General features: G+C 61.8%; 8 protein-coding genes. 2 read left to right on the top strand and 6 right to left on the bottom strand.

The genetic code is table 11. The annotated features are described in order from the left end of the window. Positions 1-13: 13 nt before the first annotated feature. The 5 genes from PAQ31011_RS13710 to PAQ31011_RS13690 all read right to left on the bottom strand — a co-directional run bounded on the left by PAQ31011_RS13710 (position 14) and on the right by PAQ31011_RS13690 (position 10,513). Positions 14-652, bottom strand: coding sequence for a response regulator (locus PAQ31011_RS13710; RefSeq protein ID WP_150664311.1), 639 nt, complete (start codon positions 650-652; stop codon positions 14-16). A 418-nt stretch (positions 653-1,070) separates the two neighbouring features. After that, positions 1,071-2,585, bottom strand: a complete 1,515-nt coding sequence (locus PAQ31011_RS13705; RefSeq protein WP_246179576.1) for an efflux transporter outer membrane subunit — start codon at positions 2,583-2,585, stop codon at positions 1,071-1,073. Between the two features lie 214 nt (positions 2,586-2,799). Further along, positions 2,800-5,964: a multidrug efflux RND transporter permease subunit gene (locus PAQ31011_RS13700; RefSeq protein WP_150576305.1), complete on the bottom strand. Its 3,165-nt coding sequence runs from the start codon at positions 5,962-5,964 to the stop codon at positions 2,800-2,802. Beyond that, positions 5,961-9,131 (bottom strand): MdtB/MuxB family multidrug efflux RND transporter permease subunit, encoded by a 3,171-nt coding sequence (locus PAQ31011_RS13695; RefSeq protein ID WP_150576304.1) that lies wholly within the window; start codon positions 9,129-9,131, stop codon positions 5,961-5,963. Before PAQ31011_RS13695 ends, PAQ31011_RS13700 begins: the two co-directional genes overlap by 4 nt. A 17-nt stretch (positions 9,132-9,148) precedes the next feature. Next, positions 9,149-10,513 (bottom strand): MdtA/MuxA family multidrug efflux RND transporter periplasmic adaptor subunit, encoded by a 1,365-nt coding sequence (locus tag PAQ31011_RS13690; RefSeq protein ID WP_246179550.1) that lies wholly within the window; start codon positions 10,511-10,513, stop codon positions 9,149-9,151. Positions 10,514-11,151: 638 nt separating this feature from the next. Here PAQ31011_RS13690 and PAQ31011_RS13685 point away from each other — a divergent pair. Continuing rightward, positions 11,152-11,871 (top strand): response regulator, encoded by a 720-nt coding sequence (locus PAQ31011_RS13685; protein ID WP_039400753.1) that lies wholly within the window; start codon positions 11,152-11,154, stop codon positions 11,869-11,871. Continuing rightward, complete coding sequence (locus PAQ31011_RS13680; protein ID WP_150576303.1) at positions 11,868-13,145, top strand: ATP-binding protein; 1,278 nt, start codon at positions 11,868-11,870, stop codon at positions 13,143-13,145. Before PAQ31011_RS13685 ends, PAQ31011_RS13680 begins: the two co-directional genes overlap by 4 nt. A 359-nt stretch (positions 13,146-13,504) precedes the next feature. Here the strand turns inward: PAQ31011_RS13680 and PAQ31011_RS13675 are convergent, their stop codons facing one another. Then, complete coding sequence (locus PAQ31011_RS13675) at positions 13,505-13,798, bottom strand: H-NS histone family protein (RefSeq protein ID WP_039400758.1); 294 nt, start codon at positions 13,796-13,798, stop codon at positions 13,505-13,507. Positions 13,799-14,519 lie beyond the last annotated feature (721 nt).

Here is a 14,519-nt window from a genome sequence, read left to right as displayed (position 1 = left end):
GCTCGCCCGTGCTTCAGGTGATGCCCGTTCGCGTCGCGTAGTGATAGAGATCGACGTCCCGATCCAATCCTAGCTTGCGCATGGCATTGGTCTTCTGAGAACTCACGGTCTTGACGCTGCGACTCAGCTGGAACGCGATCTCGCTGATGGTCAGCCCTGAGACGAACAAGCGCACCACCTCGACTTCACGCCCCGAGAGCTTCGACGCGTCGATTTCGAGGTCGTCGATCACGGAGTCGTGCAGGCGCGTCGCGAGACCCGCGGGAATATAACGGCTGCCATCGGCCACCACGCACACGATGTCCGCAATCGAACTCTGCTCATCGAGCTTCGAGAGAATCGAGTGCACGCCAAGCTTGAGCATGCCCCGCAAAATCGCGAGATTCTCCAGCATCGTGACGACGATGATCTTGATGTTGGGGAAATAGCGGCGCACGTAGCCGATGAGAAAGAGCCCGTCCTTGAAGTTGCCTCCGGGCATGGAGAAGTCGGTCACGAGGATGTCGCACGGCGCTTTGGCCAGCAGATTGACCAACTCCGACGAATTTCCTGCCTCTCCGACCATGTGGATCATGTCCCGCTCTTCGAGCAGACGTCGTATTCCAAATCGCACAATCGGATGGTCGTCAGCGACCACGACATTGATCGTCATTTTGTCCCCCCTTCTCTTCATTTGGCAGACCATGGTGACCGCACGACGCACGCGGTGCTTCGCGTCGGCCGTCACAACGAAGCGGGTCCATTCTGGCAAAAAGGGAACATCCCGATCGGATGGGAAACGTCACATATTGATATCGGACGCAACGGCCTGCCACGCGGTGTAGTCCATCCACGGGAGGCCCGCATGCAGCCCGATAGAGCGGGCACTGCACGCTAACTACTTGAAGCGACTTGGACGGACGTGAAATTGCACAGACACACAACGCGGGAGTTTGTGCTACTCGCGTCACAGGCATTCGGAAGATTCGCAGCGCAGGTTTCCGGCATTCCGATTGCGAAAGTCGGAATTACCTTAAACACCTGCGCTGGATTTAATGGTCGGCGCGTTGCGCACGTCCCGAGATGCGTAGTTATTCCTGCGCAGAGGGCCCCGACGCCTTGCCACCGTTCGGTGCATCTGTCCCGCTGCCGACCGCGCCGCTTGCTGCCGCGCCGTCTTGCGGCAATCCGTGCCAACCACCGCCGAGTGCCGTCACGAGCAACACGTTCGCCGTGAACTGCCGGCCGAGAATGGTCAGGGCGGTACGCTCCGTGGTGTACGCAGTCGCTTGCGCCGTCAGCACATTCTGGAATCCGACGGTCCCCGCCTTGTACTGATTGAGGATCAGTTGCGCCGCTTCCCGAGCCGACTGCACCGCCTGATTCTGTACGGCCGCCTCGCGTCCCAGATAGTTAAGCGCCGCCAGATTGTCCTCGACCGACTGGAATGCCGTCAGCACGGTCTGGCGGTACGTCGCCACCTGCGCGTCGTAGGCGGCAATCGCAGCGTCGGTCTGTGCGCGTCGCAAGCCGCCATCGAACAAGGTGGCCGCCAGAGCCGGGCCGACCGACCAGAAACGGCTCGGCAGTGTCAGCCAGTCGGCGAAGCTGTTGCTCTGGAAGCCGCCCGTTGCCGAGAGGGAAAGCGTCGGGAAGAATGCGGCCTTGGCCACACCGATCTTCGCGTTTGCGGCGACCACCGAACGTTCCGCAGACGCGATGTCCGGACGACGCTCCAACAGTTTCGACGGCAAACTGACCGGCACGGGCGGCAAGGCGGCGCGTAACGGGGCAGGTGTCAGAGAGAACACGGCCGGGGCCTTGCCGACGAGCAACGCGATGGCGTGCTCCAGTTGGGCGCGCGTCACTTCGATATCGAGCGCGGACGCCTGCGCCTGCTGTAGTTGCGTCTGCGCCTGAATGACGTCCGAGCGTTGCGCGACGCCCACGGCGTATTGGTTCTGCGTGAGTTTCAGCGTTTGCTCGTAAGCCGCGACGGTGCGCCCAAGGAGCGCCTTTTGCGCATCCGTCACGCGCAGGTCGAAGTAGTTCTGAGCGAGCAACGCCTGTGCCGACAGACGTGCGTTCGCCAGATCCGCCGCACTGGCCTCGGCGCTCGCGTTGCCGGCCTCCACCGAGCGGCGCACGCTGCCCCAGATATCGAGTTCCCAGCTTGCCGTCCCGGACAAGCTGTAGCTGTTGGAAATCCCCCCCACGCCCGATCCGCTGACGGCCGTATTGCTCACGCGCGAGCTGCTGCGCGTCACACCGGCATTCGCGCCAATCGTCGGGAAGAAGGCTGCGCGGGCCTGCCCCGCCACCGCCAGTGCCTGACGATAGTTAGCCTCGGCCAGCTTGATGTTCTGGTTGTTGATGTCGACCTGAGACATCAGATCGGCAAGTATCGGGTCCTGATAGATGGCCCACCAGTCGCCCTTGTCGGCCGCGTCGTTGGGCTCGGCCAGCTTCCAGTCGCCGGTTTCCTTGAAGGCTGCGGGCGTGTCGATCTCCGGGCGAACATAGTCCGGACCCAGCGCGCAACCCGCAAGCCACAACACCGCACTCGCCGCGAGGAACGTTGCCGAACGACGCACGCGCGGCGACATGCTCAGGTCACGCCGTTGCCCGTTCGCAACGCTCACGGCAGCGACGTGGGAACGAACGTTGGAAACTTGACGATTCACGATACGAGACATGGCAGACATCGGCCCTTCGGCCGCGACAAAGTTCACTGAATTAACTGGGACGGCAGCGGCGTCGGACGGTGAAGAAGTCGAAGAGGAAGCGCCAGCCGCCGACGAGCGCGCATCGCGCATTGCATCAGCCATGGCCGACCTCCCCCACGTCGCTGTGGCCGGTCTGGCCACGTGCACGCCAACGCATCCAGCGCAGCCGCACACGGTCGAGATACAGATACACCACCGGCGTCGTATAGAGCGTCAGCACCTGACTCACCAACAAACCGCCCACGATGGAAATACCGAGCGGCTGGCGCAGTTCCGCGCCGTCGCCGGTCCCCAGCGCCAGCGGAATCGCGCCCAGCATGGCGGCCATCGTCGTCATCATGATCGGGCGAAAACGCAGCACGCACGCCTTGAAGATCGCTTCACGCGGCGGCAGGTTCTGACGCCGCTCCGCATCGAGCGCGAAGTCGATCATCATGATCGCGTTCTTCTTCACGATACCGATCAGCAGAATCACACCGATCAGCGCAATGATGCTGAACTCGGTATTGAAGAGCAGCAACGCCAGCAAAGCGCCCACGCCCGCCGACGGCAGCGTCGACAAAATCGTGAGCGGATGGATGTAACTCTCGTAGAGCACACCGAGCACGATATACACCGTCAACAGCGCCGTCAGAATCAGGATGGGCTGTGAGGACAATGCCGACTGGAACGCCTGCGCCGTGCCCTGGAAGCTGCCCTGCACCGACGTCGGCATGCCAAGACGCCCCACCGCATCGTTGATCGATGCCTGCGCCTGCGAAAGCGAGACGCCCGCCGGCAGGTTGAACGAAATCGTACTCGCGGCGAACTGGCCCTGATGCGAAACGCCCAATGCCGTATTGGTCGGACGATACCGTGCGAAGGCCGAGAGCGGCACCTGCGCCCCCGCCGACGTCACCACGTAGATGTCCTTGAGCGACTCCGGACTCTGCCACCATTGCGGTGCCACTTCCATCACGACCTTGTACTGATTGAGCGGGTTGTAGATGGTCGAGACCTGACGCTGACCGAACGCGTCGTTAAGCACGTTGTCGATCTGGCTCATCGTCAGACCGAGTCGCGACGCCTGATCGCGGTCGACGTCGAGCGTGGTCTGCAGCCCCTTGTCCTGCTGATCGGTATTCACGTCGGTGAGATTCGGCAGACGCGAAATCGCGTTGCGCACCTTCGGTTCCCATTCGCGCAACTGCTGGAGGTCGTCCGCCTGCAAGGTGTACTGATACTGCGCATTGCTCGAACGCCCGCCCACGCGGATGTCCTGCACGGATTGCAGGTAGAGCATCGCACCCGGCTCCTTGGCCAGCTTGCCCCGCAGACGCGCGATCACCTGATCGGCCGTAATCTTTCGCTCGCCCAGCGGCTTGAGCGTGACGAACATGGAACCACCGTTGCGATTCGAGCCGCCGGTGAAGCCCGTGACCGTCGCGACATCGGGATCGGCCTGCACGATCTTGATGAAGTCCGCGAGCTTCTTCTCCATGGCCTGAAACGAGATCGCCTGATCCGCCTGAATGAAGCCGATCATGCGCCCGGTGTCCTGCTGTGGGAAGAAGCCCTTCGGCACCACCATGTAAAGCCACACGTTCAGACAGATCGTGGCCAGCAGAATCAGCAGCATGAGCGGACCGTGGCGCAGCGCCCACGCGAGCGAGCGCTCGTACTCCCGCAGCATCGCCTCGAACATCCGCTCGGTCCAGTTGCCCATACGCATCCAGACAGACGGTGGCTTCGGCGGTTCTGGCGCAAGCGGCGCGGTGCCCGCCGGAACACCCGGTGCGGCCCGCCCCTTGAGCAGACGCGCACACATCATCGGCGTGGTCGTCAGCGAAACGACGAGCGAGACCATGATCGCCGCCGACAGCGTGACCGCAAACTCGCGGAACAGGCGGCCGACGATGCCCCCCATCAGCAGCAGCGGGATGAATACCGCCACCAGCGAAATGCTCATCGAAAGCACGGTGAACCCGACTTCGCGCGTGCCCTTGAGCGCCGCAGCAAACGGACTCAAGCCCTCTTCGATATGCCGGGAGATGTTCTCCAGCACCACGATGGCGTCGTCGACGACAAAACCGGTCGCGATGGTGAGCGCCATCAGCGACAGGTTATCGAGACTGAAGCCGCACAGATACATGATCCCGAACGTGCCGATCAGCGAGACCGGTACGGCCACGCTCGGAATCAACGTGGCGCGCCAGTTCCGCAGGAACAGGAACACGACCATGATCACGAGCGCAATCGAGATCAGCAACGTGCGCTCGACCTCCTTGAGCGACGCGCGGATGGTCGGCGTCCGGTCCATCACCACGTCGAGATTGATCGCCGCCGGGATCGAGGCGCGCAGGTTCGGCAGGATCTTGTTGATGCCGTCGACCGTCTGGATGATGTTGGCACCGGGCTGCGTCGTAATGATGAGCAGCACCGAGGGCTTGCCATTCGCGGAACCGGCATTGCGCACGTCCTGCACCGAGTCGACCACGTCGGCGATATCGGAGAGTCGCACCGGACGCCCGTCCTGATAGGCGACGATGACCGGCAGGTATTCCTTGGCCGTTTTCGCCTGATCGTTGGCAAGAATCTGCCAGCGGCGATCGCCGTCTTCCAGCGCGCCCTTCGGTCGGTTCGCGTTCACGGCCTGAATCGCCGTGCGCACCGTCTCCAGCGGGATCTGATACTTGTTAAGCGCCGTGGGATTGAGTTCGACGCGCACGGCCGGCAGCGAGCTGCCGCCCACCGTCACATCGCCCACCCCTTCGAGTTGCGAGATCTTCTGTGCAAGGATCGTCGATGCCGCGTCGTACATCTGGCCGCGCGTCATGCTCTCGGACGTCAGCGCAATGATCATCACCGGCGCACTCGCCGGGTTCACCTTGCGGTAGGTCGGATTGCTCGGCAATCCCGTCGGCAGCAAGCTACGCGCCGCGTTGATGGCCGCCTGCACGTCGCGTGCTGCGCCGTTGATATCGCGCGAAAGATCGAATTGCAGTGTGATGCGGGTTGAGCCGAGCGAGCTGTTCGACGTCATTTCCGTCACACCGGCGATGCGTCCGAGCGATCGCTCCAGCGGCGTGGCCACGCTGGCCGCCATCGTTTCCGGACTCGCGCCGGGCAGCGACGCCGACACCGAGATCGTCGGGAAGTCCACCTGCGGCAATGGCGAGACAGGTAACAGCCCGAAGGCAACGATGCCTGCCAGCGTCACCCCGATGGTGAGCAGTACGGTCGCGACCGAGCGCTTGATGAAGACAGCCGACAGGTTCATCGTGCCGGACCGTCCGTTGTCACCGCGCCGGCACCGGAGCCCGGGCCGCCGTGATCGTCGCGCCCCTCGCTATCCGACGGGCCGAAGCGGCGCTCGCGCCACGCGCGTGCGCGCATCGCCCAGCGGTCGAACCACAGGTAGATCACGGGCGTGGTGAAGAGCGTGAGCACCTGACTGACCATGAGACCGCCGACCATCGTGATACCGAGCGGCTGACGCAGTTCGGAGCCGACACCGGAACCGAGCATCAGCGGCAGCGCACCCAGCACAGCGGCCATCGTCGTCATCAGAATCGGCCGGAAACGCAGCAGGCACGCCTGATAGATCGCCTCGCGCGGCGCCATGCCGTGTTCGCGCTCCGCTTCGAGCGCGAAGTCGATCATCATGATGGCGTTCTTCTTCACGATACCGATCAGCAAAATGATGCCGATGATCGCGATGATGCTGATGTCGTTGCCCGAGACCATGAGCGCAAGCAGCGCCCCGACGCCGGCCGACGGCAGCGTCGACAAAATGGTGATCGGATGGATGTAGCTCTCGTAGAGCACGCCCAGCACGATATACATCGTGACAACGGCCGCGAGAATCAGCCATAGCGTATTCGAGAGCGATGCCTGGAACGCTTGCGCTGCGCCCTGGAAAGTCGTTTGCGTGCTCACCGGCAAGCCGATGGACTGCTCCGCCTCGGTAATCGCCTTCACCGCTTCGCCGAGCGACGCGCCCTTGGCCAGATTGAACGAGATCGTCGCCGCCGGGAACTGCGCCTGATGGTTGATCGCCAGCGGTGTGGGTTTCTCGATAATCTTCGCGAACGACGTGAGCGGCACCTGCACGCCTGTCGTCGACGCGACGTAAATGCCCTTGAGCGCGTCCGGCCCTCGCTGGAAGTCGTTAGCCACTTCCAGCACCACGCGATACTGCGACGCCTGCGTGTAGATCGTGGAAATCAGACGCTGACCGAAAGCACTGTACAGCGTCTGGTCGACGGCCGCTGGCGTCACGCCCAGACGACTCGCCGTATCGCGGTCGATCTCGACATACGCCTGCAAGCCGTTGACCTGCAAGTCGCTCGTCACGTCCGCCAGTTGCGGTACATGTTGCAGCTTGTCGACGAGTTTGGGCACCCAGACGCCCAGCGTGTCCAGACTCGGGTCCTGCAACGTGAACTGATACTGCGTGCGGCTGATACGGTCTTCAATCGTCAAATCCTGCACCGGCTGCATATAGAGCGCGATGCCGGGGATCTTCGCGACTTCGGGCTGAATGCGGCGGATCACTTCGGAGGCATCGATTCCGCGCGTCGCCTTGTCTTTCAGGTTGATAAGCAGACGCCCGCTGTTGAGCGTAGCGTTCACACCATCCACACCGATGAACGACGACACCGATTCGACCGCCGGATCCTTAAGCACCTCGGCGACCAGCGCCTGCTGACGCTCGCCCATCGCTGCAAACGAGATGGACTGCGGCGCTTCGGAAATGCCCTGGATCACGCCGGTGTCCTGCACGGGGAAAAAACCCTTGGGCACCCACATATAGAGCAACACCGTCAGCACCAGCGTGCCGAGTGCAACGAGCAGCGTGGCCGGCTGACGGTCGAGTACCCACGTGAGCCATTCGCCGTACTTCGCAATAATGCGATCGAACAACTCACCGGTCTTGCGATAGAACTTGCCCTGCTTCTCTTCAGGCACGTGACGCAGCAGCTTGGCACACATCATCGGCGTCAACGTCAACGACACCACGGCCGAAATCAGAATCGATACCGCCAGCGTAATCGCGAACTCGCGGAACAGCCGGCCCACCACGTCGCCCATGAACAGCAGCGGAATCAGCACGGCGATTAGCGAGAACGTCAGCGAAATGATGGTGAAGCCGATCTGCTCCGCCCCCTTGAGCGCCGCCTGCAACGGTTTCTCACCCTGCTCCATATAGCGGGCGATGTTCTCGATCATCACGATCGCGTCGTCGACCACGAAGCCGGTCGCAATCGTCAACGCCATAAGCGTCAGGTTATTGATCGAGAAGCCCGAGAGGTACATCACCCCGAAGGTACCGATCAGTGAAAGCGGCACCGCCACGCTCGGAATGATGGTGGCCGATACGTTGCGCAGGAAGACGAAAATCACCATCACCACCAGCGCGACGGCAAGAATCAGTTCGAACTGAACATCGGAGACCGACGCACGGATCGTCGTGGTGCGATCGGTCAGCAGTTGCACGTCGATGCTGCCCGGCAGCGCCGCCTGCAATTGCGGAAGCAACGCCTTGACCTTGTTGACGGTCTCGATGACGTTCGCTCCCGGCTGGCGCTGCACGTTCAGTACGATGGCCGGGGTAGTGTCGGCCCACGCCGCGAGCTTAGTGTTTTCCGCGCCGTCGATCACGTCGGCAATGTCGGACAGACGAATCGGACCGCCATTCTTATAGGCGATGACGAGATTGCGGTATTCGTCTGCGGACGCCAGTTGGTCGTTTGCGTCGATGGTCGAAGCGCGCAACGGACCGTCGAAACTCCCCTTCGCCTGATTGACGTTAGCGGCCGCAATCGAAGTACGAACGTCTTCGATGTTCAGGCCGTAGGACGTGATCGCACGCGGATTGACCTGAATCCGCACGGCCGGGCGCTGCCCGCCGGAAATGCTCACCAGACCGATGCCCGGCAACTGTGAAATCTTTTGCGCCACGCGCGTGTCGACCAGATCCTGCAGCTTCGGCAGCGGCATGGTCTTCGACATGATCGCCAACGTCAGGATCGGGGTGTCCGCCGGATTGACCTTGTTGTAAATCGGCGGCATCGGCAGATCGCTCGGCAGCAGGTTGCTGGCGCTGTTGATCGCGGCCTGCACCTCCTGCTCGGCCACATCGAGGCCGAGATCGAGCGAGAACTGAAGCGTGATCACCGACGCCCCGCCCGAACTGGTCGACGACATCTGGTTCAGTCCCGGCATCTGCCCGAACTGACGCTCCAGCGGCGCGGTCACCGATGAGGTCATCACATCCGGGCTGGCACCCGGATAGAGCGTAACGACCTGAATGGTCGGATAGTCGACTTCCGGCAGTGCCGAGAGCGGCAACAGCCGGTAGGCGACGAAACCGGCGAGCAGAATCGCCAGCATCAACAAAGATGTGGCGACCGGTCGGAGAATGAACTGACGTGACGGATTCATTGGCGACGTTATCTAGCTCACTGCGCCTGACGGCGATGTGCACCGCCGTTGCCGTTACGCTTTTCGCCCGGGGCGCGCGGTGCAACCGCTGCGGCTCGGCTCTCTGCCGTGATCACTTCGACCTTCGCGCCATCGCGCAGCTTGTCCATGCCGTCGATCACGAGCTTCTCGCCCGGTTCGATCCCAGCGTCCACCGCCATGTTCGTGCCGTCTGTCGGTCCGAGCTTCACCGTCTTGAGCTTGACCGTCTGATCCGGCTGAACGGTGTAGACGAAGCTGCCCTGCGTGCCGCGCTGAACCGCCGCGCTCGGGATGAGCGTCACGCCCTTGAGCGTGTCCACCAGCATCTTCACATTGACGAACTGATTCGGGAACAGCATGCCGTCGGCGTTGGCGAACTCCGCCTTGAGCTTGACCGTGCCCGTCGTCGTATCGATCTGGTTGTCGATGGAGGCGAGCTTGCCGTCGGCCAGCTTGGTCTTGCCTGCCCGGTCGAAGGCCTCGACGGGCAGCGTCTCGCCGCCGCGCGAGCGCTTGACGACCTTCGGCAGGTTGTCTTCGGGAATGGTGTAGACGACGGTGATCGGCGTGACTTCGTTGATGATGACGATCCCGTTGGTATCCGATGCGTGGATGATGTTGCCCGGATCGACCTGACGCAGGCCGGCGAGGCCCGAGACCGGAGCCGTGACGCTCGCATAGGTCAGTTGCAGGCGAGCGTTATCGAGTTGCCCCTGATCGGACTTGACCGTCCCTTCGTACTGCTTGACGAGTGCGCGCTGCGTGTCGACCGTCTGCGTGGCAATCGAATCCTGCTTGAGCAGCGTTTCGTATCGCGCCAGATCGAGCTGCGCATTTTTGAGCAGCGCCTGGTCGCGCGCCAACTGGCCTTCCATCTGGGTGACCTGCACCTGGAACGGACGCGGATCGATCTCGGCGAGCAGTTGCCCCGCCTTGACGAGGTCGCCCTCCTTGAAATGCACCTTCATGAGCTGGCCGTCCACCCGTGAGTGCACGATGACACTACGTGTCGGCGTGACGGTGCCCAGCCCGTTGAGGAACACCGGCAGATCGCCGGTCTTCGCCGCGACTGCCGTGACCGGTGTGGCCGGTGCCCCTGCCCCGGCCATGCCTGCCGGCGGCCCGCCCCGGCGTCCACCGGCCTGTGCCGGTCCTTGCGCGTTCTGCGCGTGCAGGCGGTAGTAAACACCCCCGGCGATAAGCACGACGATCAGCCCGAGGATGCCCGGCACAAGCCAGCGGCGCTTGCGCGACGGCTCGGTGGATGTCGGCGAAACCGGTGGTGTCGGCGGCACCTGCGGGGCAGGCGAACGCTCAGAACCGTTCGGTTTTTCGGAACCGTGGGGACCGTGCTCGGTCATGACTTCCTCGTAACAGCGGAGTAGTTGGCGGATTCGTCCAATGCGGACGACGTTCTTTTCTTTGGTTTGCTGCGGCGCGGCAAACTGCCCGGGAAGCCCCGAAACAGCGGCATGCACCTCATTGGCTGACCAGCATAGCAGACGGTTGTAACAGCTCGATGGGATGGCTTGTTACAAGTGTTTTCTCTGTGCCGTCGATCAGAATTGTCCGACGCTGCTAAGTGACCGGCCGGACGAACGATGGTTCGCGCCTGCCCGCCGATCGTGTCCACCGATGCCTTGCATCGCCTTGCCGTGCATCGCTGTGCAGTGCCTTGGCGCAGCGTCCCGTGAGGTGAAGACGTGCGATTGGGTGTGCGATTTACTGCCAGACCGACCACCTGTTAAGGATGACGCGCGACGAAACACTGGCAAAACCGATTCCGTCAGGGCGAATCAGGGCTAATCAGGCAGTCTGATTAAGAGACCGAAGCTTACTCGACGCCGGTGAAATTCGCGCGTGTTTCCTGTGTTATCGCGGCTCGCACTATTATTACGCATCGTTACAGGCGACCAAGACTGTAATTTCCGGAAACAAAACACGTGCAAAGCCGCGCAGCGAGGCCACTATCATGACGACACAACCTGTCCGAGCGAATATGAAGATTCTTGTTGTCGACGACGATCCCGATCTGCGTGACCTGCTGCGCGAGTATTTGAGCCGCCACGGCTTCTCCGTCGCGGTCATGCACGACGGCGAAGGGCTGGCCGCGCGCCTTGAGCGCGAGCGCCCGGCCCTGATCGTGCTCGACCTGATGATGCCCAAGGTGGACGGTCTGACCGCACTGCGCGACCTGCGCGCGCGTAACGACGACGTGCCGGTGATTCTGCTCACCGCACGCAGCGACGAAATCGACCGTATCGTCGGGCTGGAAATCGGGGCCGACGACTATCTGGGCAAGCCCTTCAGTCCGCGCGAACTGCTCGCGCGCATCAACGCGGTGCTGCGCCGTCGCAAGACGCCCGACGCCGCCGTGCCGGAGCAGCGCGAGAATTACGCGTTCGGCCCGTTCATGCTCGACTTCCGTAGTCGCACGCTGACCCGCGATTCGCAGTTGCTCACGCTCTCGGATGGCGAATACGGCCTGCTGCGGCTGCTGGTCAATCACGCGATGCAGGTCCTGTCGCGCGAACGCATTATCGAATTGCTTTACGGCGCCGACAGCGACGTGAACGATCGCGGCATCGACGTGCAAATCTGGCGCCTGCGCCGTCTGCTCGACGAGGACGCGCAAAGCCCGCGCTTTATTCAAACCGTGCGTGGGCGCGGCTATATCTTTGTTCCCGACGGCCAACGCGCCGACATGGCCACCGCATGAAAGGTCGTTTTGACACGCTGTTCGGCCGGCTCGCGGTGCTCATCATCGCGGCGCTGGTCATTAGTCACTTTTCGTATCTCACGATCCTACGCAGCGATCACGACGAGATGCGGGTGCAGAACGCCGCCGAACAGATGGCGTTTATCATCAAGGCGGCGTCCGAAGTCCACGAAGGCAATTCGACGCTTACGCTGCCCGATCTCGTTCAGGTGGTGCCCGTCTCGTTCGCCCATGGCGATGTTTTCGAACCGGCCAGCAAGAGCGCACGCCTGACGACCGAACTCGCCCGCCGTCTGCCCGCCGGCACGCAATTGCGTGTGGAGCGCACCCCGCCGCCAAGGATCTGGGCGCGTCTGCCGGGCCGTGACTACTGGATCGCCACCCCCGTATTGTCCGTACGAAACCCGCCGGGAACGGCGACGATTCTGCCAGGTCTGGCCGCCGTGCTGGGCATTACCGTCATCTTCGCGTTGTTTGCTGCCTGGCAATTGCAGCGTCCGGTGCGCGACATGGCGGCCGCCGCCGAACAACTGGCGACCCATCGTGTTCGAACGCAGGTCAAAGAGCGCGGCCCGCTGGAGCTGCGGCAATTGACGGAGCGTTTTAATCGCATGAGTCAGGACATCGTCCAGACCGACCGGGAGCGCAACACGATGCTTGCCGGCATTGCGCACGATCTGAAAACGCCGCTCGCCCGGCTGCGTCTGCGCGCCGAGATGCTCGACGATGTCCAGATGAGCGAAGGCATCACCCGTGACGCCGAATCGATGACGCGCATCGTGGACCAGTTCCTGCTGTTCGCGCGTGGCGTCGAACTCGACAGCGCGGCCTCGCCGGTCGAAGCCCGTATCCCGTCGCTGATCGCGCCGTTCCTCGATCAGGGATACACCATCGATCTGGACTTGCAGGCCGGGCCAGGCTTCAAACTGCGCCAGACGTATCTGGAGCGCATCGTGAACAATCTGCTCGATAACGCTGTGACGTACGGTCGCGCGCCGCTGACGATCCGCACGTCGCAGGACGCGAGCGGCTGGCGTCTCGTGATCGAGGACAGCGGCCCGGGCATTCCGAACGAAGACATCAATCGCATCGTGCGCCCGTTCGTGCGCCTTGATCCGGCGCGCGGCGGCAATGCCCATTGCGGTCTCGGGCTCGCCATCGTCGACAAGCTCACGCAGCAACTCGGCGGACGCGTCTCCTTCGCCAATCGCGCCTCCGGTGGCTTACAGGTCACGCTGATGTTCCCGCCTGACGATCCCAGTGCCGAGGGGTGAGGGGTGAGGGGTGAGGGGTGAGGGGTGAGGGGTGAGGGGTGAGGGGTGAGGGAAAAGCGAACCAACAACCAGGGGGACACGACGCTTTGAATCCCCTAGCACCAAAGTTAATTCCCAGCCCATGAAAAAACCCGCCGTCGATTAACGAACGGCGGGTTTTGACTTTTACGGCACTGCATCACATCAAGCCACAGCCAGGCGATCCGGGTTGGGGGGCAATGCGACTACTGGGCTGCGCTTTACTGCTCACAGGGACACGATGGAGATGGCAAAGACTGTGCGAGTGAGGCACAGCGATATTGACTCCCCAACCTCCCTGGCATGTGACCGGCAATGCCAGTCCGGCTGACGCCGGCGAATTACTTCGCGATCAGGAATTTCTCGCGGCTCTTGCCAATCCACTTCGGGGCGCGACCACGGCCCGACCACACTTCGCCGGTCTCGGGGTTGCGGTACTTCGGAGCGATGGGTGCGCGGGCCGGGCGGCGGCGGCCGTCCGTCGTCGCAAGACCGAGATCCTTCGCGGTGAGCTCGTATTCCTCGATCTTCTGTTTGACTGCGGCAATGACCTGAGCCACTTCACGGGCACGGGCCTCTTCGATCTGCTTTTCGATTTTGTCGCGTTGCGCGACGAGTTCCTTATAGCTTGCCATCTGGCGTGTCCTTACCTTGTTAAAAATGGATCGCCACTTAAAATAGCACGAGTTTTAATAATTTGAAAACCGCATTTCCATCAAATGAGTCTGTGGATGCAGAAATCGCATTGAATTGTCCGAGGGACACTTCAGAAAATGCACGGAATCGGGGCATATATCCGGGATTACCGTCACAGTCCTTCACCCCATAACCCCTCCGAAAAAAAGTTGGGGCTACCGGCAATTCCCTCGCGATATGAGATGAATCGTCTGGCCGGTGATGAGGACTCCACACGGCACTATGGGTTCACGCTTCATGCTGCAAGGGTTAGAAAGCTTTCCCCGCCTATCCCGTCGAGTCGCCCGATGCATCACGGTTTCACATAAATCGACGCATCAAAATATACGATCACAAATATTTAAGCGCAATCCGATCATTCTGTTATCCGAAGCACCGTAATCATTCGGACAATTCTCAACCGACTACCGCAATTTACGGATAAGTTGAGTTGAGGATTTAGCGATATACGTCGACATATCGTCCACATTACCGGCGAAACGCGTCCCCAAGTCGGCAAAGAGATAAATTTCGAGGCAAGGAAACTGTCATTTTTGTTGACGTATACGTCAAATCCATACGGGAAACTGATTTCACGAATCCGGGAAGTTTTCGTAAGATAAGCTAATTCGCCAGCCCCCCCGATGCCCGTCAAAGCCAGCACTGTCGGGCCACCCGGAT

Source organism: Pandoraea aquatica (genome assembly GCF_902459565.1).
GTDB classification, from domain to species: Bacteria; Pseudomonadota; Gammaproteobacteria; order Burkholderiales; family Burkholderiaceae; genus Pandoraea; species Pandoraea aquatica.
The sequence above is the reverse complement of the archived record's forward strand: the minus strand, read 5'-3'. Positions and strand labels throughout refer to the sequence as shown.